General features: G+C 72.6%; 18 protein-coding genes. 10 read left to right on the top strand and 8 right to left on the bottom strand.

Features of this window, described 5'->3' with window-relative positions:
* The first annotated feature begins 11 nt into the window (after positions 1–11).
* From fsxC to OHT57_RS22725, 4 genes are all read left to right on the top strand, one after another.
* Complete coding sequence (gene fsxC / locus OHT57_RS22740; RefSeq protein WP_328748325.1) at positions 12–1,409, top strand: FxsC protein; 1,398 nt, start codon at positions 12–14, stop codon at positions 1,407–1,409.
* A complete protein-coding gene (fxsT, locus tag OHT57_RS22735; protein WP_328748324.1) occupies positions 1,406–5,428 on the top strand; it encodes an FxSxx-COOH system tetratricopeptide repeat protein in 4,023 nt (1,340 codons plus the stop codon). The genes fsxC and fxsT overlap by 4 nt, the downstream gene beginning before the upstream one ends.
* Positions 5,429–5,568: 140 nt before the next feature.
* On the top strand, positions 5,569–6,774 hold the full coding sequence (locus OHT57_RS22730; protein ID WP_328748323.1) for an FxsB family cyclophane-forming radical SAM/SPASM peptide maturase: 1,206 nt from the start codon (positions 5,569–5,571) through the stop codon (positions 6,772–6,774).
* Between the two features lie 46 nt (positions 6,775–6,820).
* Positions 6,821–7,879, top strand: coding sequence for an aKG-HExxH-type peptide beta-hydroxylase (locus OHT57_RS22725; protein ID WP_328748322.1), 1,059 nt, complete (start codon positions 6,821–6,823; stop codon positions 7,877–7,879).
* Here the strand turns inward: OHT57_RS22725 and OHT57_RS22720 are convergent.
* Positions 7,848–10,379, bottom strand: coding sequence for a helicase C-terminal domain-containing protein (locus tag OHT57_RS22720; RefSeq protein ID WP_328748321.1), 2,532 nt, complete (start codon positions 10,377–10,379; stop codon positions 7,848–7,850). The genes OHT57_RS22725 and OHT57_RS22720 overlap by 32 nt on opposite strands.
* Before the next feature lie 204 nt (positions 10,380–10,583).
* Between OHT57_RS22720 and OHT57_RS22715 the strand changes: the two genes are divergently transcribed.
* Together OHT57_RS22715 and OHT57_RS22710 are read left to right on the top strand one after the other, a co-directional pair.
* Positions 10,584–11,642, top strand: coding sequence for a hypothetical protein (locus OHT57_RS22715; RefSeq protein ID WP_328748320.1), 1,059 nt, complete (start codon positions 10,584–10,586; stop codon positions 11,640–11,642).
* 53 nt (positions 11,643–11,695) lie between these two features.
* Entirely contained in the window at positions 11,696–12,340 is a 645-nt protein-coding gene (locus OHT57_RS22710) for an HAD family hydrolase (protein WP_328748319.1), read from the top strand.
* Here OHT57_RS22710 and OHT57_RS22705 read toward each other — a convergent pair.
* Positions 12,307–12,567 carry a hypothetical protein gene (locus OHT57_RS22705; RefSeq protein WP_328748318.1) on the bottom strand — a complete coding sequence of 87 codons (261 nt, stop codon included), beginning with the start codon at positions 12,565–12,567 and terminating at the stop codon, positions 12,307–12,309. The two genes, OHT57_RS22710 and OHT57_RS22705, sit on opposite strands and share 34 nt — an antisense overlap.
* A gap of 163 nt (positions 12,568–12,730) precedes the next feature.
* Between OHT57_RS22705 and OHT57_RS22700 the strand changes: the two genes are divergently transcribed.
* Together OHT57_RS22700 and OHT57_RS22695 are read left to right on the top strand one after the other, a co-directional pair.
* Entirely contained in the window at positions 12,731–13,114 is a 384-nt protein-coding gene (locus tag OHT57_RS22700) for a cold-shock protein (protein WP_328748317.1), read from the top strand.
* Positions 13,114–13,590 (top strand): hypothetical protein, encoded by a 477-nt coding sequence (locus OHT57_RS22695; RefSeq protein WP_328748316.1) that lies wholly within the window; start codon positions 13,114–13,116, stop codon positions 13,588–13,590. Before OHT57_RS22700 ends, OHT57_RS22695 begins: the two co-directional genes overlap by 1 nt.
* A gap of 4 nt (positions 13,591–13,594) precedes the next feature.
* Here the strand turns inward: OHT57_RS22695 and OHT57_RS22690 are convergent, their stop codons facing one another.
* The 4 genes from OHT57_RS22690 to OHT57_RS22675 form a co-directional block, all read right to left on the bottom strand.
* On the bottom strand, positions 13,595–14,461 hold the full coding sequence (locus OHT57_RS22690) for a 1,4-dihydroxy-6-naphthoate synthase (protein WP_328748315.1): 867 nt from the start codon (positions 14,459–14,461) through the stop codon (positions 13,595–13,597).
* Positions 14,451–15,116 carry a futalosine hydrolase gene (locus OHT57_RS22685; RefSeq protein ID WP_328753290.1) on the bottom strand — a complete coding sequence of 222 codons (666 nt, stop codon included), beginning with the start codon at positions 15,114–15,116 and terminating at the stop codon, positions 14,451–14,453. The genes OHT57_RS22690 and OHT57_RS22685 overlap by 11 nt, the downstream gene beginning before the upstream one ends.
* Before the next feature lie 16 nt (positions 15,117–15,132).
* Positions 15,133–15,660, bottom strand: coding sequence for a hypothetical protein (locus OHT57_RS22680; RefSeq protein ID WP_328748314.1), 528 nt, complete (start codon positions 15,658–15,660; stop codon positions 15,133–15,135).
* Between the two features lie 89 nt (positions 15,661–15,749).
* On the bottom strand, positions 15,750–17,093 hold the full coding sequence (locus OHT57_RS22675; protein ID WP_328753289.1) for an MFS transporter: 1,344 nt from the start codon (positions 17,091–17,093) through the stop codon (positions 15,750–15,752).
* A 382-nt stretch (positions 17,094–17,475) separates the two neighbouring features.
* On the opposite strand from OHT57_RS22675, the gene OHT57_RS22670 reads away from it, so the two are divergent.
* Positions 17,476–18,402, top strand: coding sequence for a DUF3027 domain-containing protein (locus tag OHT57_RS22670; protein ID WP_328748313.1), 927 nt, complete (start codon positions 17,476–17,478; stop codon positions 18,400–18,402).
* Positions 18,403–18,413: 11 nt separating this feature from the next.
* Here the strand turns inward: OHT57_RS22670 and OHT57_RS22665 are convergent, their stop codons facing one another.
* Together OHT57_RS22665 and OHT57_RS22660 are read right to left on the bottom strand one after the other, a co-directional pair.
* Positions 18,414–19,358, bottom strand: a complete 945-nt coding sequence (locus OHT57_RS22665) for a CU044_5270 family protein (RefSeq protein ID WP_328748312.1) — start codon at positions 19,356–19,358, stop codon at positions 18,414–18,416.
* Positions 19,351–19,968 carry an RNA polymerase sigma factor gene (locus OHT57_RS22660; RefSeq protein ID WP_328748311.1) on the bottom strand — a complete coding sequence of 206 codons (618 nt, stop codon included), beginning with the start codon at positions 19,966–19,968 and terminating at the stop codon, positions 19,351–19,353. Before OHT57_RS22660 ends, OHT57_RS22665 begins: the two co-directional genes overlap by 8 nt.
* Before the next feature lie 171 nt (positions 19,969–20,139).
* Between OHT57_RS22660 and OHT57_RS22655 the strand changes: the two genes are divergently transcribed.
* A complete protein-coding gene (locus tag OHT57_RS22655) occupies positions 20,140–23,292 on the top strand; it encodes a sacsin N-terminal ATP-binding-like domain-containing protein (protein ID WP_328748310.1) in 3,153 nt (1,050 codons plus the stop codon).
* The last annotated feature ends 35 nt before the right edge of the window (positions 23,293–23,327 follow it).

The following is a 23,327-nucleotide window of genomic DNA, read 5'->3' as shown; positions in this document are numbered from 1 at the left end:
CGGGGGGCGCCTTGGTTCAGGAGCCGTACTTCTTCCTCAGTTATGCGCGGAAGGACGACCGCGACGAGTTCGTGAAGCGGTTCCACGACGACCTCGTGCTGGAGCTCCGCCGGATCGGTGCCGACTCGACGGCACAGCCGCCGTTCCGCGACGTCGAGCGCCTCGGTCTGGGAGCGGACTGGTCGAGGGTCCTCGGTGCGGCGGTCGGACACTGCCGCGCCTTCGTCGCCCTGTACTCGCCCGCGTATCTGCACAGCGAGTACTGCGGCAAGGAGTGGACGGCCTTCTGGGAGAGGCTCCTGCGCTACCGCCGGGAGACCGAGATGGACGTCCCGGCGCTGGTTCCGGTGCTGTGGGAGCCCATGGATACAGAGGTCCCCGACGAGGTCGCCCGCTTCCAGTACCACGAGGCGGGCATGGGCCCGGAGTACTCCGCACAGGGCCTGATGCAGATCCTGCGCACCGACCCGACCGGCCCGGAGTACCACAGGATCGTCAGGAAGATCGCCGCCCGGGTGCGGATAGCCGCGGAGCGGTTCCGGCTGCCGGTGACCCCCGGCCTCGACCTCGGCGACGTACGCGGCCTGTTCCCGACCGCCGAGCACCAGGGTGCCGCCGCACCGGGCACCGGGCACGTGCAGGTCTTCCTGGCAGCCGGTGTCACCGACCCGCTGCCACAGGGCCGGCAGCGGCCGGAGTACTACGGGCGTTCCCCGCGGGAGTGGACGCCGTACCACCCGCCCAAGCACCCCACGGTCGCCCACCGGGCGCAGCGGGTGATCGTGCAGGAGGGCTACACCAGCAACATCGAGGTCGTCGACGACGGACTGAGCAGCCGCCTCGACGACACGATGGTGAACAACCAGACGAGCATCCTGCTGGTCGACCCGTGGGCCGTGCGCATCCAGACCTACCGGGACGCGCTCGCCGACTACGACGGCCAGAACCGCCCGGCCACCTGCGTCCTGGTGCCCTCGCACGACTCCGACGAGGAGACCGCCGACGAACTGGTCTGGCAGGACCTGAGCCGGGTCCTGTGGCGCAACTGGCGCCGCCAGAACGATCCGCACGACCCGCTGTTCCGGGTGCAGGTCGGCACGGACGAGTTCGACGCCCAGCTCGCCGTGATGCTCGCGGTGGCGCAGAACCGGCTGATGGAGATGGAGAGCACCACCCCCTACCGGCTTCCCGCGGGCCCGCCCCCGCCTCCGCTGAGCGGGCTCACCATTCCCGGGCCGGCCGACCCCGCCGGCCCGCGTCCCCCGCCCACGCCCCCCGACGCCGTCCCCGCCTCCCGTCCGGCGGCCCCGCCCCCGCAGGAGCCGCCGCGGCACACCGGAGCGTACGGAACCGGCGACCCCGAGGAGCCGCCCGGCGAACCGCTCGCGACTAAGGACACAGGACGATGACCAGTGGGCCCACCGGACCGGGCAAGATCGTCACGTTCTACTCGTACAAGGGCGGCACCGGACGCACCATGGCGTTGGCCAACGTCGGCTGGATCCTCGCCGCCGGCGGTCACCGTGTGCTCCTGGTCGACTGGGACCTGGAGGCGCCCGGCCTGCACCGCTATCTCCACCCGCTGCTGGTCGATCCCGAACTGCGCTCCTCCAACGGCCTGATCAACATGGTGCAGGCCTACGTCCGCACCGTACTGAGCCCCCAGGCGCCCCCGGTCCGCGCGGCCGCCGACGGCGGTTCCCCGGCACGCCCCGCGGCGACCGCCGTGGCGGAGGACGACGGCTGGCTGCGGGCCGCCGCGGACCCGACGCCGTACACCATCGGACTGCTGCTGGAACTGCCCTCCGGGGGCCGTCTGGACTTCCTGCCCGCCGGACGCCAGTCGGCCGCCTACTCGGCCGCCGTCACCAGCTTCAACTGGCACAGCTTCTACGACCGGCACGGCGGCGGGCACTTCCTGCAGGCCCTGCGCGCGGAGATGGTCTCCTCCTACGACTACGTGCTGATCGACAGCCGGACCGGAGTGAGCGACACCTCCGGCATCTGCACCATCCTCCTGCCCGACATCCTCGTCGACTGCTTCACCATGAGCGTCCAGAGCATCAGCGGCGGTGTGGACGCGGCGGCCGCCGTACGGCGCACCGCGCCCCGCCCCATCAAGGTGCTGCCGGTCCCCATGCGGGTCGAGGAGGCCGAGACCGAACGGCTGGAGGCCGGACGGGACTACTCCCGCGCCGAGTTCGACACCTTCCTGGACTGGGTGCCCGAAGAGGAACGCAGCCGCTACTGGGGCGAGATCGAGATCCCCTACAAGGCGTTCTACGCCTACGAGGAGATCCCCGCCACGGTCGCCGACCGGCCCCGGCAGGAACGGTCACTGCTCACCGCGTTCGAGCGGCTCACCGACTGGATCTCGGAAGGCCGGGTACGCCGGCTCGCACCCCTGCCCGCGGACCGGCGCGCCGAACTGCGCGCCGCCTACCTGCGGACCCCCCGCACGCTGCCCACCCAGATCTACGTCAGCTACGCGCCGCTCGGCCGGATCTGGGCCGAGTGGGTCGCGGAGGCCCTGGAGTCGGCCGGCTACCAGGCCTCGCTGCACAGCACGGTCGGCCCGGACGGCGGTGTCCTGCCCGAGGTGGTCGGCACCCTGAACGGCCAGGGCCGGGTACTGGCCCTGCTCACACCTGAGTACCCGGCCCAGGCGCGGGCCGCCGCGATCCGCCTCCAGCTGGCCGGGTACGAGACACCGGGCGGACCCGGTCTGGTCGCCGTCCGGCTCCAGGATCTCGACCCGGCGGCCACCGAGCCCTACCTCGAGAGCATGGCCGCCGACCTCAGCCGTTGCGGCCCGGCCGAGGCCGTCGACCAGCTCCTCGCCGTCCTCGGGCTGCCCGCCGGCCGCCGGCTGCCGGACGGTTCGGTCCCGGCGGTCACGACCCCGTCCGGATTCCCCGGCTCGATGCCGCCCGCCGTGCACCTGCCCTCCCGCAACCTGTCCTTCACCGGGCGCGGCCCGCTGCTCGAACAGCTGCGCGACAACTTCACCGCCGGACCCTCCGCCACCGTGCCCAGCCAGGTGCTGTACGGACTCGGCGGCATGGGCAAGACCCAGATCGCGCTGGAGTACGCGCACCGCTACAAGTCCGCCTACGACGTGGTCTGGTGGCTGGATGCCGCCCAGCCCGGCCTCCTGCCCTCCGCCCTCGCCGACCTCGCCCGCGACCTCGGCCTCGAGGAGGGCGAGGACGTGCGCGGCACCGCCGAAGCCGTGCTGCGCGCGCTGGGCCAGGGACGGCCGTACGACCGCTGGCTCCTGGTGTACGACAACGCCGGCCGCCCCGCGGAACTGGAGGGACTCCTCCCGGAGGGGCCGCCCGGCGGGCATGTGCTGATCACCTCGCGCGACCGTGCCTGGGTCAACAGCGCGGGCCGGGCCGAGGTGGCGGTCTTCAGCCGCGCGGAGAGCGTCGAACTGCTCCGCCGCTTCAGCCCCTCGCTCGCCGCCGGGGACGCGGAACAGGTCGCCCACGAACTCGGCGACCTGCCGCTGGCGGTGGGACAGGCGGCGGCCTGGCTGAGCGAGAGCACGATGCCCGTCGACATCTATCTCGCCCGGCTGCGCGACCGCCCCGCGGACATCCTCGACGACACCCGGCTGCCGCTGCGGGAGTACCCCACCTCCGCCGCCCAGACCTGGAAGCTGGCGGTGGACGACCTGCGCGAGGGCAACCGGGCCGCCGTGGAGATGCTGGAGATCTGCTCCTTCTTCGGCCCCGACCCGATCCCCACCCGGCTGCTGTTCGGCCGGGCCGTCACCCGGGCCCTGACCATGGACGCGGACGACCTGCGCGACGACATGGCCGTCGCGAAGCTGCTGCGCCTGCTCAACCGGTACGGGCTGGCCCGCAGCGACCAGGGCACCGAGACACTGACCGTGCACCGGCTGGTCCAGGCGGTCATCCGGGACGGGGTCGGCGCACAGCGCTGGACGGAACTGCGGGGCGTGGTGCACACCGCGCTGGCGGACGCCAACCGCGGCAATCCCGAGTCCCCCGCGGACTGGGACAAGTACGACGAGCTCCTGCCCCACCTGGAACCCTCACGCGCCGCCGCCGACCCCGACCCCGAGGTCCGCAAGCTGATCGTCGACTCGGTGCGCTACCTGTGGCGGCGCAGCCTCTACGGGATGGCCGACGACCTCGCCGTACGCACCCTGGAACGCTGGGCACGGCCCGACTTCCCCGGCGGCGGCCCCGACGACGTGCACACCCTGCTCCTGCGCACCCAACTGGGCAACGTACTGCGCTCGCAGGGGCGGCTGGTGGAGGCGTACGACGTCGACTCCGACGTGCTGCGGCGGTTCACCGCCACCAAGGGGGCCGACCACTACGACGCCCTCGCCGCGGCCGGCAACGTCGGCGCCGACCTGCGCAACCTCGGCCGCTACCAGGAAGCCCGCAAACTGGACCGCAACACCTACGAGGTGGCCCTGCGCGAGTTCGGCGACGACCACCAGCGGACCCTGATGTACGCCAACAACCTGGGCATGTCCGAATACCTGGCGGGCGACCGGCAGGCGGCCCTGGCCCTGCACCGGTCGGCCTACGACCGCCAGCGCCAGACCCAGGGCAGCATGAAGCCGCGCACCCTCAACCTGGCCAACAACTACGCCCGGGACCTGCGCGAGACGGGAGAACTCCAACAGGCACTGAGCCTCCTGGAGACCACCACCCGCCTCTACCAGCAGCTCCTCGGCGACGGGCACAGCGACACCCTGCGGGCCCGCAAGAACCTCGCCGTCGCCCTGCGCCGGGACGGCCGCTACGGCGAGGCCCACGACATCGACAAGGACATCTACAACCGCTACCTCGTGGCCCACGGCGCCGACCACTACGACACCCTCGCCGTCACCTGCAACCTGGCCAGCGACCTCGCCGCGCTCGGCGACACCGGCAAGGCGCTGGAGGAGTACTCCCAGCGGGCCCTCGACCGCTACAAGGACTACCTGGGCGAGGAGCACCCCGTCACCCTGGTCTGCGCGAACAACACCTCGGTGTATCTCAGACTGCTGGGCCGCACCGACGAGGCACTCGCGCTCTCGGCACGCACCGTGGACCACCTGCGCACCGCCCTGGGGGAGACCCACCCCTACACCTACAGCTGCATGCTCAACCACGCCAACGACCTGGTGAAGAGCGGCCGGATCCAGGAGGCCGCCGACATCGAGACGCAGGCGCGGGAGGGACTGCTGCCCGCGATCGGACCCGATCACTACGACGTCATCGGCAGCGGCTCCAACCTGTCCCTCACCCTGCGCGCCCTGGGGCGTACGGAGGAGGCGGACCGCCTTTACGAAGACTCCCTGACGCGGGCCAGACGCACCCTCGGAGAGGACCACCCGACGACCCTGGCCATCGCGCGCCGGGTACGGCTGGACTCCGACATCGAACCGCCGACCACCTGAGCGCAGCCGGCGGCCAAGACGCCGCGGGCCCCGGAGCTGACGGGTTGTAGGATGCCGCCACCCGCCACACCGTTTCCCGTGTCGTCCCGGCCGCCGGCGGGAGCGGCCCGGGCACCGGCGCGATCCAGCGAGGCTGGCCCATGGTTCCCTTCCGGCAGTTCCTGCTGAAGATCCACAGCCGCTGCAACCTCGCCTGCGACTACTGCTACATGTACGAGTCGGCCGACCAGAGCTGGCGCGACCGCCCCAAGGTCATGACACCCGAGACCGTGCGCCGCACAGCCGCACTCATCGCCGGGCACGCCCGCACACACCGACTGCGCGAGGTCCACGTCGTCCTGCACGGCGGCGAACCGCTGCTGGTGGGCGCCGCCCGCCTGGACGCCATGCTGCACGTCCTCGCCGACGCCCTGGACGGAGTGGCCGCACTGCGGCTCACCCTGCAGACCAACGGCCTCAGGCTCGCCGAGGACCCGGCACTGCTGCCCGTCCTGGCCCGCCACGGAGTACGGATCGGCGTGAGCCTCGACGGCACCGCCGCCACCCACGACCGCCACCGCAGACGCCCCGACGGCCGGGGCAGCCACACCGGGGTCGCACGGGCACTGAGACTCCTCACCGACGGCCCCCACCACGCCCTGTACGCCGGACTGCTGTGCGCCATCGACCTCACCGCCGACCCGGTGGAGACCTACGAGGCCCTGCTGGAGTTCTCCCCGCCCCGACTGGACCTGCTCCTGCCGCACGCCACCTGGCACACCCCGCCGCCCGGACTCGGCGGCCGCACCACCCCGCCCCCGGCGGCACCCGGCGCCGTCCCCGCGGAACCGGTGCCGTACGCGCGCTGGCTGTGCGCGGTGTTCGACCGCTGGTACGGCGCACCGCGCAGGGAGACCGGGATCCGGCTCTTCGAGGAGATCGCCGTCCTGCTGCTCGGCGGAACCGCCCGCAGCGAGTCCGTCGGACTGACCCCGGTCGACCTCGTGGTCGTCGAGACCGACGGCACCATCGAGCAGGCCGACTCCCTCAAGGTGACCTATCCCGGGGCCCCGGCCACCGGCCTGGACGTCTTCCAGCACACCTTCGCCGACGCCGCCCGCCACGAGGCGTTCCGGGCCCGCCAGCGCGGCCTGGCCGGACTCGCCCCCGTCTGCGCGGCCTGCACCCGCTCGACGGTCTGCGGCGGCGGCCTCTACGCCCACCGCTACCGGCCCGGGGCCACGCCCACACCCTTCGCCGCCCCGTCCGTCTACTGCGCGGACCTCGCCGTCCTCGTCGACCACATCGCCGGACGCCTGCGCCAGGACGTCACAGCGCTCGGCACGGCCGCACAGCCGCTGCCCTGATGACACCGCCGCACCACCCGCCCCGACCGTGAGGAGCCGGCCCTCCGTGTCCGCCCCACCCCCCGACGCACCCCACGCCGCCGACTCCCTCGCCCTGCACGACATCGACCCCGGCACGTTCGACGCCATCGCCCGCGCCCGCGGCGGCGGTGCGGCCGTGACCGTGCTGCGGCGCGGCCAGCTCGGCAAACGCATGCTCCTGACGGCGGCCCTGCGCCGGTCCTCCGCCGCCTTCGAGGAGCCCTACCGAGCCCTCGCCCGCATGCACCGCGAGAACCCGGACCGCTGGCAGCAGACCATGCTCCACCCCTACCTGGACGAAGGACTGGCCCGCGCACTGGCCGAACGCGCCCACGGAGGCGACCCCGACCTCACCTGGTTCGGCGAACTCGTCCACGCGGGACCGGCCGCACTGTCCGGGCCACGCCTGCTGACCACCGAGTGCGACGGCGCCGTACTGCGGCTGCGGCTCGCCGACCGCGGCCCCTTCCGCGCCGTGCACGGCCACCCGCCGGCCGACACCCAGACCGCCGACGAGGTACGGCACTGGCAGCAACTCCTGGACGGCGCCTGGCAGATCCTGGTCCGCCGCCACCCCTGGCACGCCGAGGCAGTCGCCGCCTGTCTGTCCACCCTCGTGCCCCTGCGCCCCGCGCCCGGCGGCACCTCCGTGAGCTCCGCGGCCCGCCGGGCCTACGGCGCGGTCGCCCTGTCCCCGCCCGCCGACCCGGTACTCCTCGCCCTCACCCTGGTCCACGAGTTCCTGCACATCCAACTCGGCGCCCTGCTCGACCTGGTCCCGCTGCACGGCCCGGTGTCCCAGGCCCGCTACCACGCCCCGTGGCGCCCCGACCCCCGACCGCTGGACGCGCTCCTCCAGGGGACCTACGCCCACCTCGGCGTGTGCGACTTCTGGTCCACCGAACACACCACCGCCCCGCCCGACCTCCGGGCCGCACGGGAACACACCACCTGGCACGGCTACACCCGCGACGCCGTCGACACCCTCCTCGACAGCGGCGAACTCCTGCCGGCCGGACACCGCTTCACCGAGACGATGCGCGGGGCCCTGGCTAGTCCTCCGCCAACTCCGCCACTCCCGTGACCCGGTGCAACGGGTACGTCCTGACCTCGTCCGCCGTGTGGTCGTACGCCGTCACGAAGCCGCCCTCGACACGGACGGGCGCGATGACGCGCTGACTGGCCGCACCCTCCGCGTTCACGTAGCCGATCCACAGCGACTCGCCCGTGAGGACGGCGGCCTGCATGGTGGCCAGCGTCTCGGCGGAACCGGTGCGAGGGAGCCCGCCGGCGACCGGCGCAGGCCGGTCGGTCGGCCGGTGCGCGGCCGTGGACGCCAGATCACCCGCGCGCACGGCCCGGATCGCAGCCGAGAGAAGGGTCGCGTCAGGGACCGGGGGGCCGTCCGGGACGGGTTCGGGAGCCGTACGCGGCGGAGTGCGGTGGGCGAGGGCACGGGTGATCAGAACATCCCCCTCCGCGGACTCGGCTGCCGGTGCGAAACCCATCGCCCGCAGACCGTCCAGAAGCGACGCCGGATCGGCCTGCGCGGCCAGCACCGTCGGAGCCAGCCGACGCAGCCGCAGACCCGCGGCGCGCTTGTCGGCGAGGATCTCGTTCAGCAGCGCGTCGTCGTCACAGCGGACGTACGCCGAAGCGGCACCCACCCGCAGATGGCCGTGCTTGCGCGCCACATCGTCGATCAGATACGTCAACGGCTGCGGGATCGGCGTCCGCGAGTGCGCGGCCAGGAAGGCATGCAGATCGGACGCGGACTGCCCGGCATCCAGGGCACGGCGCACCGACCCGGGCGTGAACCGGTACACCGTCGCCCCGCCCTTCGACTCCACATCCGCGAGCACACCCAGCACATCGGCGAGCGGCCGTTCCAGCGGGCCGGGGGCCACCGCGGTCAGGTCGGCCTGCAGCAGGACGTGATCGAGCGGCTCGGGCAGCAACGGCGCCAGCAGCCGGGCCGCAGCGGCGGACGCGGCGGCCTGTTCGGTGCGGGAGAGCGGCTCCGGGACCGCAGGATGACGCTCCCGATGATGATGCACGGGGAGCTTGTCCCCAGGGCCCGAAGGCACCACGCCCGGCGCCTTCGGCACACCCGCCCCCAGCAGCGCCCGCCCGTGCCCCGACAACGCGCCCCGCCCCGTCACCCCCAGCAGCTCCGCCTCCTTCAGCGTCCACTCGGCCAGCCGCGACCGCACATCGTCCTCCCGCTGCGGACCCCGCAACGGGCGCTCCCAACGCAGCCGGGCCAGCACCGACCCGGGCGACGGCGCCACCCCCTGCGGCAGCCCCGCCAGCAACGTCAGCACCCGATGCCGCACCTCCGGCGCCGCACTGCGGTCCAGCCCCGGGCCGAGCGTCGACAGCGTGCGGTCCTTCGCGTCCCGGCCACCGACCAACCCCGACGTCCGCGTCGCCGTCAGCCAGGCCTCCGCCAGCCGCGCCCAGCGCTGCGCCGAGGGCTGCTCCAGCCACTCGTCGTGCGCCGGAGTCGCCGCATACCGCTCATCGGCCTCCCCGTCGGAAGCCAACAGACCCGCCGCATACGCCAGCTCGACCCAGAACGCGGCCACCGGCTCCGCCACGTCCAGCGCGACAGCCGTCCGCTTGAGGTCACGGACACTGAGGCCACCCGCCCGCAACACCGCGGGCCCGCCCTCGTCCCAGTCCTTCAGCAACTCCTCGACGGTCGCCAGCGCCGTGTACGCCTGCCCCGCCGCCGTCGCGTCCACAACCTGTGGACGGTGGGTCACGCCGGGCTCCACGACCGGCGGCAACGGCTCCACCTCACGGTGCGCCCGGCCACCACGCAGATGCAGGGCCACCTCCCGAGGCAGTACGACCGTCCCGGGCGCCGTCGGCACCAACAGCCCCAAGGTGAGCAGGCGACGCAGATGAGGCGCCGGGTCGGCCGTGACCTGGCCGTACGGCGGCCCCCAGACCAGCCGCGAAAGCACCTCCCGGGACTCCTCCGCCAACCCGGCGAGCAGCACCGCCATCCGCTTCCTGTCCGTGAACAGATCCGCCAGCGACGCCACCGCCGACACCGCGTCATGGGTCGAACCGAGCCCCACCGCCGTGACGAGCTCCTGGATGCGACCCGGGGACATCCCCGCCGTCGCCTCCTGCACCGTCGGACCGAGCCCCGTCGGCGACGGATGCTGCGGCGAGGGCGCGAGCACTTCACGGGCCGTGCGGACCAGCCGCAGCCGGTCCTCGTCACCCCACACCAGAGCCTGCTCCCGCAGGGTCGCCAAGGCGTGCGGCAGCGCCGCCGAGACCGCCGCGTCACCCGCGTCGCCGGTCAGCAACGCCAGCAGCTCCGCATACGGCGCCGGTTCCGCCGCGACGGCCAGCGCCTCCGCGGTCTGCAGCGCGAAACGGTCCAACCGCTCCAGCGCCCGCACCACCGACGCCCGCGTCCCGGCCCGTGTCGCGAGCTGCGTCAGGTCCGTGGGCACAGGGGTGATGAGATCGGGGCGGGCACGCAAAAGCGCGGCCAGGGACACGTCGTCCCTGGCCCGGAGCGCTTCCGCGAGGGAGCGCGGCGGTACGGCCGGGTTGCTCATCCGACCAACGGTAGCGGGTACCGGACCGCGCCAGGAGCGCCCACGGCCTCCCGACCGGCGACATCCGCACCCGCCCGCCGAACGGAACATCCCGCGGACGCGCATGCACCGACCGACCCGACGCCCGACCCCGTCCGCCCGACACCCGCCTGCGCTAACGTCCTCCCACGGGGTACCGAACACACCCGCCCCGGAGGGGACTTCGTGGGTATCGAGAGCGACCAGGTCGTCTACGAGTATCTGAGCCGCGTCGGCGACGTCGCGCACCAGCGGCAGTTGCCGTCATCCACCCGCATGCGGCTCGTCACAGCGCTGCGCGGCGAGATCGACCGTCGGCGCGCCGAAGCCACCGTGGACTCACCCGCCGCCGTCCGCCGGATCATCGCGAGACTGGGCAGCCCCGACGAGGTGGTCACCGCCGCCGGAGGCACGGCCGGCAACGCCCCCCAGACACCGGTCGTCTCCATGCCCGTACAGCGGGACCGCGCGTCACAGGACACCGAGCGCCCCCGGAAGGGGCTGCGCAAGGTCGTACCGGGCCCGCGCCCCGCCGTGCCCCCGCAGCCCGCCCCCTCCACCGACCGCGACACGTCCTCCGGCCCCCACCAGGCCGGCCTCGACGAACTCGGCGACAGCGCCTCCCAGCCCGACTGGTGGCGGGTGGACAGCAGCCCCTTCGGTGTCGGCGACAGCGTGCCGGGCTTCGTGGGCGGAGTGGAGATCCCGGAACTGCTGAAGCCCCCGCCACCCAAGGAGAAGCCCGAGGAGAAACCGGCACCGGCCGTCGAGCAGGCTGCGGAGATCCCGGCAGCCACCCGTACCGCCTGGTGGAAGCGCAAACGGGCCGTTGCGGCCGTAGAACCCGCCGTCGAGGCCGCCCCGGTCCGCCGTCGCCCCTTCTCCCGCGCCGACGGCGTGGTCACCGGCGGCTGGAGCAACCCCCTCCTCCTGATCGCCGCGGCCCTCCTCATCACCGGTGCCGTGCTCGGCAACCTGATCGTCCTCGCCGTGGGCTGGCTCATCGCCTGGGCCTCGCGCCGCCTCAGCGACGCCGAGACGAAGTGGGCGGTCGTGTTCCTGCCCGGCCTCTCCCTCACCGCCGGGCTCCTCTGGCTGTGGGGCAGAAACGAAGGCCGCTGGGGCGAGCCCATCGCCCAGGGCCACATGAACGACGCCGTCTCCGAGACCTGGCCGTGGGTCGTGCGCGGCGCTGCCGTGGCCTCGGCCCTGTTCCTGGTGTGGCGCTCCCAACGGAGACGATGAGCCCCGGAAAACCCGGTGTCCGCCCGCCCCGCCTGCCCGGCACAATGACCCATATGGCCTCTGCGAGCATCTCCGCCCCGACCGTCGGCTTCGACCTCGACATGACGCTGATCGACTCCCGCCCCGGCATCCACGCCTGCTGGGTGGAACTGTCCGAACGGACGGGAACCCACGTCGACGCCGACCTCGTGGTCACGCGGCTCGGCCCGCCGCTGGAGGAGGAGATGGCGCACTGGTTCCCCACGGACCGGATACCGGCCATGGCGGACCTCTACCGCGAGCTCTACCCGGCCTACGCCATCACCGGGACCCTCGCGATGCCCGGCGCCCGCGAGGCCGTCGAGGCCGTACAGGCGGCCGGCGGGCGGGCGATCGTCGTCACGGCCAAGTGGCAGCCCAACGCCGAACTGCACATGGAACACCTGGACATGGCGCCCGACGCGGTGATCGGCAACCTGTGGGCCGAGCAGAAGGCGCTCGCACTGCGCGAGCACGGCGCGAGCATCTACGTCGGCGACCACGTCGGCGACGTACGCGGTGCGCGGTTCGCCGAGGCACTCTCGGTCGCCGTGCCCACGGGCCCGTGCAGCGCCGGGGAACTGAGTGCGGCCGGGGCGGATGTCGTGCTGGGCGATCTCACCGAGTTCCCCAGGTGGTTTTCGGACTACCGCCCGGGCTGTGTTCCGGCCCGCGCCTGACGCCTTCCCGCCGCGACGGATTGCAGCACTCCCGCACCGGCCACCACGAAGCCGACGGCCATGAGCATGCTCAATCCGAACATGTAGGTCGGAAATGGTGTCGTTCCGAGCAGAAACGGGGCCACGGTGACGAGTGTGGCCACCGCGCCGACGAAGAAGACGATGGCTCCGGCACGGATCAGTCGGTCACCGGGAGCAGCGGAATTCGATTGGGTTTTGTCACGCACCGGACCAGGGTAGTTCCCTGCCCGAAGGAACAACCGGGCGACGTCTTGTCACCGGACCGTTCCCCATTAGCCTTGGAACCGGCGGGTCCCGACGACCCGCCCAAGTGCTATCAAGAGCCGTTTCAGATGCAGTTTTCCGACAAGTACGAGGACGAGGACAGACGTGCCTACCGGCAAAGTCAAGTGGTTCAACAGTGAGAAGGGCTTCGGCTTTCTCTCCCGTGACGACGGCGGTGACGTCTTCGTCCATTCCTCGGTCCTCCCCGCCGGAGTCGAGACGCTGAAGCCCGGCCAGAAGGTGGAGTTCGGCGTGGTCGCCGGCCAGCGCGGTGACCAGGCGCTTTCGGTGACCCTCCTGGAACCCGCCCCCTCGGTCGCGGCGGCCCAGCGCAAGAAGCCGGACGAACTGGCGTCCATTGTGCAGGATTTGACGACTCTTCTCGAGAACATCACGCCGATACTGGAGCGCGGCCGCTATCCCGACAAGGTCGCCGGCGGGAAGATCGCCGGTCTGTTGCGGGCGGTCGCCGACCAACTCGACGTGTAGTGAGCGGGATACGGACCGAGGCGCCGTCGCCCCAACTGCTTGAGCAGATCCAACGGCAGCGGCGCCACACCCTGGAACTGCTGACCGTGTGCGCGGTGGGGCTCGTCCCGTGGACGGTCCTGCTGGCCTTCACGCTGCCCAGCGGCTACACGGTCCGCCAGTGGCGCATCACCTGGGTCGGCTTCGACGTGCTGCTTCTGCTCGCGATGGCGGCCACGGCCGTACTCGGCTGGCGTCGCCACCGGGCGGTGGTCGTGGCGGCCGTCGCGACGGGAGCGCTCCTGGTGTGCGACGCGTGGTTCGACGTGTCGCTGGCGCTGGGAACCCCGGACGTGTGGTGGTCGGCAGCACTGGCGGTGTGTGTGGAACTCCCGCTGGCGGGTTTCCTGATCCACCGGGTCCTGGGCATGTTGAAACTGGCCCAATGGCCGAACCTGCCAAAGGAGTTCACGGAACTGCGCGGCCGGCCGCAATGACGGTTCAGACGAACGACAGAGCACCGGGTCGCAAAGCAGGCACAAGGCCTTCCACGGCCGCGCGGGTCAACAGCCCCCGAATCGCCGCATATCCGTCTTCTCCGAGGTCTTCGGTGAACTCGTTGACGTACAGACCGATGTGCTGGTCGGCAACGCCGGGATCCATCTCCTGCGCATGTGCCATCACATAGGGCCGGGAAACCTCGGGCTCGTCCCAAGCGGCCCGCACCGAGGTGCGGATGGAGTCGGCGAGCGACGAAAGCCGCTGTGCCCCCAGTGACCGCTTGGCGATGATCGCGCCCAGGGGAATCGGCAGCCCTGTCGTCGACTCCCAGTGCTCGCCCATGTCGGCGAGTTTGTGGAGCCCGTAGTTCTGGTACGTGAACCGGGCCTCGTGGATGACGAGGCCCGCGTCGACCTTCCCGTCCCGCACGGCGGGCATGATCTCGTGGAACGGCATCACGACGATCTCCCCGACCCCCCCGGGAAGGACGTCCGCCGCCCAGAGCCGGAACAGCAGGTACGCCGTCGACCTCTCGGACGGCACGGCGACCCTGCGCCCGGTCAGATCCGCCCCGGCGTCCCGGGTGAGCACCAGCGGCCCGCAGCCCCGCCCCAGCGCACCGCCGCAGGGCAGCAGCGCGTACTCGTCCAGGACGTACGGCAGCACGGCGTACGACACCTTCAGCACGTCGAACTCGCCGCGCTCGGCCATGCCGTTGGTGATGTCGATGTCGGCGAAGGTCACGTCCAGTGCGGGTGCCTGGGGGATGCGGCCGTGCACGAGGGCGTCGAAGACGAAGGTGTCGTTCGGGCAGGGCGAGTACGCGATCTGCAAGGGCTGCGAAGGCTTGAGGGGTTCAGTCGTCATGCTGGTTCCAACTCTCCAGTACGGGCGTCAGCTTCCCGAATCCCGCTGTCAGGGCCGCGAGCGCGTCACCGATGCGCCAGGCGGCCCGGTCGCGCGGGCCGACCGGGTTGGAGACGGCGCGGATCTCCAGCACGGGCACCCCGTGCGCCCCGGCCGCCTCGGCGACCCCGAAGCCCTCCATGGCCTCGGCGAGGGCGGTGGGGTGGCGGGTGCGCAGCGCCGCGGCCCTGGCGGCCGTACCGGTCACCGTGGAGACGGTGAGCACGGCTCCGGCCCGTGCGCCGGTCGCGGCCACGGCGTCCCGTACGAGTGCGGCGGGCGGACGGTGGGTGACGGTGCCGAAGCCCAGCTCGGTCACCGGCACGAATCCGTCGGCGGTCTCGGCCCCGAGGTCGGCCGCGGTGATCTCGTCGGCGACGACGAGCGACCCGACCGGCGCGTCCGGCTGGAACCCGCCGGCGATCCCGGCGGAGACGACGAGGCCGTAGGGGGTACCTGCCAGGGCGGCTCTGGTGAGTGCGGTGGCGGTGGAGGCGGCGGCGAGGGCGGGCCCGACACCGGCGGCGAGGACGTCGACCGTCGGCGCGGTGCCGTTGAACGCGCGGGCCACCGCGTCCCGTTCGACCGGGACGGCGGTGGCCACGAGGATGCGCATCACGGGCGTCGGCGGATCAGTAGTCCGCGTTCTCCAGCTTGAAGTTCCACACGCCCTTGTGGGCCTTGCTCTGGCCCGAGGTCGTCTTGTCCTGCTCGACGATGCTGATGTACAGCGTCTTCTGCGGGGACTGGCCCTGCTGCTGGGCGAAGAGGTCGACGCCCTCGAAGGCGTAGTACGACTTCTTGTACACGTACGTCATCTGCTGGCCGTTGATCCACAGGGCCCAGCCGGTGTCCGCGATCTTCTGGTCGACGCCGACGCGCAGGGTCTCGCTCTGCTTGACCTTGATCGTCTTGGCGTCGCCCTTCTGGAGGGCGCACTTGGCGGCCTTGGTCTGGCCGATGTCGTTGCCGTCGTCGTAGCAGGTGGCCTCGGAGCTCACCGAGGTCGAACCGGCCGTGACGGTGACGCGAGGCGTCGGCTTGTCGCAGGCCGACAGGACGAGCAGTCCGGCGGAAACGAGGCCGACGGCGGCGACGGCGCGGCGGCGTCGCACAGCGCGGTGAACATGGGCGGCTTCGCCGCGGGGCAGCGTGGTCATGGCGGAAGGTTATCCGGCGGGTCCAGCCGTCCCCTTACGCGGGGTCGGCGTGCCCCGTTCGTTACGCCACACGCGGTGTGATCCGCCGGTCACGCCACCCGTGCCCGGGGTGAGCCCCCGTGCCGGGACGAGCTCAGCAGCCCCTTCGCGGTGGCCAGCCAGCCCACGGCGACGACGACGGCGGCCACGGAGAGGCCGAGGTAGCCGTTGAGCGGCATCACGATGCCGACGGCGCCGCCGAACACCCAGGACACCTGGAGCAGGGTCTCGGAGCGGGCGAAGGCCGAGGTGCGGACCAGTTCGGGCACGTCGCGCTGGATCAGGGCGTCCAGGGACAGCTTGGACAGGGCCTGCGAGAACCCGGCGACGGCCGCCAGGCCGGCGACCAGGAGGGCCCCGAAGAAGATCGCGGCGGTGATCGAGGCGCCCAGGACGAACGCCACCACGGTCAGGATGATGATCTCCGGCCCCTTCGATCTGAGCCACGCCCCGACGGCCGTTCCGAGCGCGTTGCCGACGCCCGCCGAGACCGCGACCAGGCCGAGGGACACCGCAGCACTTTCCCCGGTCAGGGGGTGCTCGCGCAGCAGGAAGGCGAGGAAGAAGGTGAGGAAGCCGGAGAGCCAGCGCAGGGCGGCGTTCGCGCCGAGGGCGTGGGTGACGGCGGTGCCGACCGTGCGCAGTCCGGGTCGCTTGACGTCCTTGCGGTGCGGTCCGTGCAGATGCTCCTCGTCGGCCGCGAGCAGGGCCACGTCCTCGCCCTTGGCCGAGTCGACCTTCGGCGGCAGGGAGAAGGACAGGAACGTGCCGCCGATGAAGATCACGAAGGCGCCGTAGAGCGGCCAGCTCGGTCCGATGGCCTGCAGGCCCGCACCGATGGGTGCTGCGACACCGGTGGCGAGGAGTCCGCCCAGGGTGACCCGGGAGTTGGCTTTCACGAGGGAGAAACGGGGCGGGAGCAGCCGTGGCACCACGGCACTTCTCACGACGCCGTATCCCTTGGAGGCGACCAGCACGCCCAGAGCCGCCGGATACAGCTCCAGGCTGCCGGTGGCGACCGCCCCGGAGATGATCAGGGCGAGCATCGCCCGGGCGAGCATGGCGCCCGCCATGGCGGCGCGGCGGCCGTGCGGGAGGCGGTCGAGGAGCGGGCCGATCACGGGGGCGAGGACCGTGAAGGGCGCCATGGTGATCGCGAGGTAGAGGGCGACACGCCCACGGGCCTCGTCGGTGGGGACGGAGAAGAACACCGTGGATGCGAGGGCCACGGTGATCATCACGTCGCCCGCGCCGTTGACGGCGTGCAGTTCGATCAGTTTGCCGAGGCCGGACTCGCCCGCCCCGTGCGCGTGGGTCGCCTTGCGGATGCCGCGGGCCGTACCGGTGAACGGAAAGTGCAGGGCGCGCCCGACAGCACGGACGGACCCGGTCATCCGGCCCGAACCGCCACCGATCCCGGTGGCTCCTTGGGGTGTCCTTGTGGCTGCCACCCCGCAATAGTGCCCCGAGAAACCTGTGAGTAGTGCGGTTACCGCGCGTATGAACGCATATGAAGTGCCACTGCGGACCCACTGGAGGCAACGAACCGTCACGTCGGTGTAGGCCGAGCGGCGGCGAACAGGTAGCGTGCGTAGCGCGCCGTGGCGAACGTTCTCGGCCGCGCGCCTCTCAAACATCCCGCAGAATGGATGGGAGCAGGTGCGCCCGAGCGCGATTGGGCGCGGACGTCGACGCGGCCCTTCGGTCCGCTCCGTCCGCATCCGCCGCCTTCAGGCCGGCGCACCCGAGTGACGGCGTAGGAGAGAAGCGATACCTGTGAGCGCAGCGACAACGCGAAGCCGCACCCCCGACCGCCAGTGCGCCGAGGCCGTCGACCTCGCCCGCGACGCAGCCGAGGAGGCCGCAGCGCCCGGCGTGGTGGGTGAGCACGCGGGCGTGGTCTCCGAGGGCGATCGCGTCGTCACGCACTACTTCGAGTGCAAGGAACTCGGGTACCGGGGCTGGCGCTGGGCGGTGACCGTCGCGCGCGCCTCCCGTGCGAAGAACGTCACCCTGGACGAGGTCGTCCTGCTGCCCGGCGCGGACGCGCTGCTGGCCCCCGAGTGGGTGCCGTGGAGCGAACGTCTGCGTCCCGGCGACATGGGTCCCGGCGATCTGCTCCCCACCGACGCCGAGGACCTCCGTCTGGAGCCCGGCTACTCCGGTGAGGACGAGCCGTTGCCGAGCGCGCCCGTCTCCGAGGAGATGGCCGAGCTGGCCGAGGCGGAGGACGCGGACCTCACCGCGGGCACCCCGTCGCATCTTCCGGTGGTGCCGTCCCGGGGTTCGATCGCGGCGGTCGCCGAGGAACTGGGCATGCGCCGCGCCCGTGTTCTGTCCCGCTACGGCCTTCATGTCGCCGCCGACCGCTGGGAGGACTCCTTCGGGGCGAAGACCCCGATGGCGCAGGCGGCTCCCGCGCCGTGCGTCAGTTGTGGCTTCCTGGTCCCGCTGGGCGGTTCCCTGGGGCAGGCCTTCGGTCTGTGTGCCAACGAGTTCGCCCCGGCGGACGGCCGTGTGGTGTCCCTGGCCTACGGCTGTGGCGGCCACTCGGAAGCAGCGGTCATGCCGAAGCCTGCGCAGCCGGCCGAGCCGGTGGTCGACGAGACGAGGGTGGACCCGTTCCCGCTGCGCCCCGCCCGGGACTCCGGCTCGGTGCCGGAGACCGCGGACGAGGCGTCGGCGGAGCTGGGCCACTCGTAGGGCCCTTCGGCTCACGGGCGCTGGAACACCCGGTCCACCACGCCCTCGGCGGCCACGTGCGACCACTGGTCGTACGTCGTGCCGTCGATCGTGAGCCGCTCACGCTGGCCGAGGTACTGGTACGACTTCGCGTCGAAGAGCAGCACCCGCCTCCCGGACGCCCAGGGGGTACCGGCCGGGCCCACGTACCGGATACCGAAGGCCGCGCGCCCGCCGGCGTCCGTCCGGCCGGGCAGCACCTCGACTCCGGGAACGTCGGCGAGCGCCTCGAACGCCGCGGAGCGCAGCCCCTTGGGCAGGACGGAGTGGCGGAGCAGTGAGGCGATGAGGAACTGGACCTGCGGCCACTGGTCGGCCCTGGTCGGCCGGCCGAAGTTCGGCTTCGTTCCCGACTCGCGCAGGGTGATCGTCAGCCTGCCCGGGTCCAGGGGCAGTTGCTCCAGCTTCGACCACTCGGTCGGCGGCCAGGAGTACTGACCCTTCTGGGCCGGCGGCACCCACTGGGTGTAGCCCAACTCGCTGACGTAGGACCTCTTGGAGCCGTCGACCGAGCTCCAGCTCTCGTCGACGTACGTCTCCTTCGGGCCGCCCGAGACCGGGGTCTGCTCGATGATCCCCTTGGTGTAGATGAACTGGTCGTCGCGCGGAATGAGCGGCTTCTCCGACCTGAGTGCCTCGGCCGCCGCCCCCCGCAGCACGGTGCTCGCGCTCACCACCTGGGTCCGGGGCGCGCCGTCCCCGGTGTTCTGGGCGACCACCACGGTCGCGGTGACCGCCGCCGCGGCGGCGCAGGCCACAGCGACCCGCAGCAGCGGACGGCGGCCGACGACGGTGGCGGGTGCGGCGGCGGGGGCCTGCATCGCCTGGTACAGGCGGAAGCGGGCCCGGGCACGGGCGGTGTCCGTGAGAGGGGGCGCGTCGGCGTCCCACTCCCTCAGGAGCTCGATCTCATTCATCTTCGGATTCCTCTCGGAGCGCTGTGGGATCGGATCCGCCCAATGCCTCACGTACTTTTCTGCGAGCCCTGTGCAGCCGCGACCGCACCGTCCCCACCGGCACGCCGAGGGCGCGCGCGACCTCCTCGTAGCCGAGGTCGGCCCATGCCACCAGCAGCAGCACGTCCCGGTGCCGGGCGGGCAACCGGGCCAGGGCGCGGGCGAGTTCACTGCGCACGGCCTGCGCGCTGACCCGTGCCGCCACCCGGTCCGCGACCGTCTCCTCGGCCTGGCCGCCGGGTGCGGGCGCGGACAGCCGCCCGAACGCCCTCAGCCGCCGGGCCTCGGCACGCCGGTGGCGGCCGATGAGGTTGGTCGCGATGCCGAACAGCCACGGGCGGGCGTCGGCCGAGTCGGTGTTGTACCGGAAGCGCTGCTGGAACGCGGTGGTGAAGGTCTCCGCCATCACGTCCTCGGCCGCCTCCGCGCCGAGCCGGCGTGCCGCGTAACGGTGCACCGAGTCGGCATGGCGGTCGAAGAGGACGGCGAACGCCTCGGGCTCGTCCCACGACCGTTCGATCACCGAGGCGTCCCTGTCCTGCCCCATCCTGACGCCCGGTTCGACGGTCATCGGGGCTCCTTTCGTCGCTGTAACGCTCTGAAGCTCGGGCTTTCACCTGTACTTCGCCGCTCGCGGGAATCGGGTTCCCCAACGGCGGCCCGGGGGCGGGGCCACGGGGGTGGAGACGGCGTTTTCCCTCCTCGCGGTACCTTCGTCGTCACGCCGATGAGGAGAGTCAACGTGAGCAAGTTCGTGCGGCCCGCAGCCGAGGGTGCCGACCCGTTCGGGACCGCCCGGCTCAGGCGAGGTGTGCTGGACGCCTGGGCCACCAGTCCGGCCCGGTTCCGGGAGGACGCCAACGCCGAGGAGGACCTGGTTCTCGGCGGGTACCGGGACCGGCTGGTCGTCGAGCTCGCGCAGAACGCCGCCGACGCGGCGGCCCGGGCGGGGGTGCCGGGCCGGCTCCGGCTGACCCTGCGCGAAGGCGTCCTCTTCGCCGCCAACACCGGCGCCCCGCTGGACGCGACCGGTGTCGAGTCCCTCTCCACCCTCCGCGCCTCCGCGAAGCGCGAACCACGGACCGGCTCGGCGGACGCGGCCGGTCCGGCCGATGCGGTGGCTTCGGTCGGCCGCTTCGGCGTCGGCTTCGCCTCCGTGCTCGCAGTCACCGACGAACCCGCACTCGTCGGCCGGCACGGCGGGGTCCGCTGGTCCCTCGCCGAGGCCCGCGACCAGGCCACGGACACCGCCCGCCACAGCCCCGGGCTCGGCGACGAGATCCGCCGCCGCGACGGCCATGTCCCGCTCCTGCGGCTCCCGTTCCCCGCCGAGGGCACCGCCCCGGACCCGTACGACACCGTCGTCATCCTCCCCCTGCGCGACCCCGCCGCGACCGACCTCGCCGAGCGCCTCCTGAACGCCGTCGACGACGCCCTCCTCCTCGCCCTCCCCGGGCTGGAGGAGGTCGTCATCGAGACGGACACGACCCGGACGATCAGCCGCCGCACCGACGGCGTCTTCACCGTCGTGACGGACTCGCGAGACGGTACGACCCGGTGGCGTACGGCGTCCGCGCACGGGCCGCTCACCCCGGAGCTGCTCGCCGACCGGCCCGTCGAGGAGCGGCTGCGGCCGCACTGGTCCCTCACCTGGGCTGTGCCCGCCGACGCCGACGGCTCGCCTGCTCACCCCCGCACCAGCCCCGTCGTGCACGCCCCGACCCCCAGCGACGAACCCCTCGGTGTGCCCGCGCTGCTGATCGCGTCGTTCCCACTGGACACCACCCGCCGACACGCGGCGCCCGGGCCGCTGACCGACTTCCTCGTGCAGCGCGCGGCGGACGCGTACGCCGAACTCCTCGCCGGCTGGCGGCCGGTGGGCGAGGGCATCATCGCTCTCGTGCCCGGTCCGCTGGGCAAGGGGGAGCTGGACGGCGGTCTGCGGCAGGCGATCCTGGAGCGGCTCCCGCGCACTGCGTTTCTCCCGCCCGCACTGGAGCCCGGTGACGACGCGGAGCTGCCCGAGACGCTACGGCCGCGCGAGGCCGAGGTCGTGGAGGGGGCGGGCGCCGACACCGTGCGGGTGCTCGCCGAGGTGCTGCCGACCCTCCTGCCCGCCGGTCTCGAACGGCGTGTCGAGCTGCGGACGCTGGACGTCGCCCGCGTGCCGCTGGCCGACGCCGTGGACCGCCTTGCGGGGCTGGAGAAGGAGCCGGGGTGGTGGCGGCGGCTCTACGACAGCCTCGCCGGCGTCGACCCCGAGCGGCTCTCCGGCCTGCCCGTGCCGCTCGCCGACGGGCGGACCACCATCGGGCCACGGCAGGTGCTGCTGCCCCCGTCGGACGGGTCCCTGACCGACCCCGAGATCCTGGCCCGGCTCGGTCTCAAGGTCGCCCACCCGGACGCCGTCCACCCGCTCCTGGAGAAGCTGGGATCGCTGCCCGCGACTCCGCGCGCGGTGCTCACCACGCCCCAGGTGCGGGCCGCCGTCGCCGCCTCCATGGACGACGACGGCGCACTGGACTGGGAGCAGGACACCCCGGACGCCGAGGAGCTGGCCGACACCGTCCTCACGCTCGTCCGGGACGCGGGCCTGGAGCCCGGCGAGGAGCCCTGGCTGGGCGCGCTCGCCCTGCCCGACGAGGAGGGCGAGCTGGTCCCCGCGGGTGAACTCGTGGTCCCCGGCAGCCCGTTCGCGCAGGTCATGCGTGAGGACGACCTCGCCTTCGTGGACGCCGAGCTGGCCGGGAAGTGGGGCGAGCAGCCCCTCGCGGCCTGCGGTGTGCTCGCCGGCTTCGTCCTGGTGCGGGCCACCGACGTGGTCCTGGACCCGGACGAACTGGAGCCGCGCGACGGCGACTTCGCCGAACCGGACGACGCGGGGCTGCTGGACGCCGTGGACGTGTGGTGCGAGGACATCCTCGACCGCTTCCCGGACACACCGGTCCCGCCGGTCGCCACCGAACTGGTCGCCGTGCGCGATCTCGACCTGGTCGACGACGACAAGTGGCCCCAGGCCCTGGCCATGCTCGCCCGGCCGCCGCTGCGTGACGCGATCACCCAGCAGGTCCGCATCCTGCTGCCGGACGGCACCCACGAGGTCGTACGGCCCTACACCGCCTGGTGGCTGCGCGGAAACCCGGTGCTCGACGGCCGCCGCCCGGCCGGCCTGCTGGCCTCGGGCGGGGACCCCCTCCTGCGCGGCCTGTACGACGAGGCCGACGCGACCGGGTTCGACGACGAGCAGGTGCTGCGGGCACTGGGAGTACGGACGTCGGTGGCGGCGCTCCTTGAGGAGCCGGGCGGCGCGGCGGAGCTCCTCGACCGCCTCGCCGACCCCGACCGTACGGTGACCGGCTCGCAACTCCACGCCCTTTACGGCGCGTTGGCGGACCTGGACCCCGAACAGGTCACCCTGCCCGACGAGTTGCGGGCCGTGACCGACGGCCGGGTCGAGGTCGTGGACGCGGCGGACGCGGTGGTCGTCGACTCACCGGACCTGCTGCCCTTCACGCAGGGCGTCCCCCTCCTGCCCGTACGCCCGTCCAGGGCAGCGGAGTTGGCCGAGCTCTTCCAGGTCCGCCGCCTCAGCGAGTCCGTCACCGGTTCCGTCGACTCCGAGGGCACCGAGCACGACGTACCGGAGTCGGTACGGGTGCTGCTGGGCCCGGGCACTCCGGCCTCGTACGTCGAGCACGAGGAACTCGTCGTGGACGGCGTGGAGATCGACTGGCGCCTATCGAATGACGGCGTGCTGCACGCGTCCACCCTGGAGGGCGTGGCCGCGGGCCTCACCTGGGCGGCGGGCCAGTGGCCCCGCCGCTTCGAGGTCGCGGCCCTGCTGGAGGACCCGTCCCGCACGGCGGAACTGGCACGGGACCGCTGGTTCGACTGAGCGAAGGGGGCCGTCCTGAGGGACGGCCCCCTCTG

It is taken from the genome of Streptomyces sp. NBC_00285 (assembly GCF_036174265.1).
GTDB lineage: Bacteria > Actinomycetota > Actinomycetes > Streptomycetales > Streptomycetaceae > Streptomyces.
Note: the sequence above shows the minus strand (reverse complement) of the source record. Positions and strands in the feature narration are given on the sequence as shown.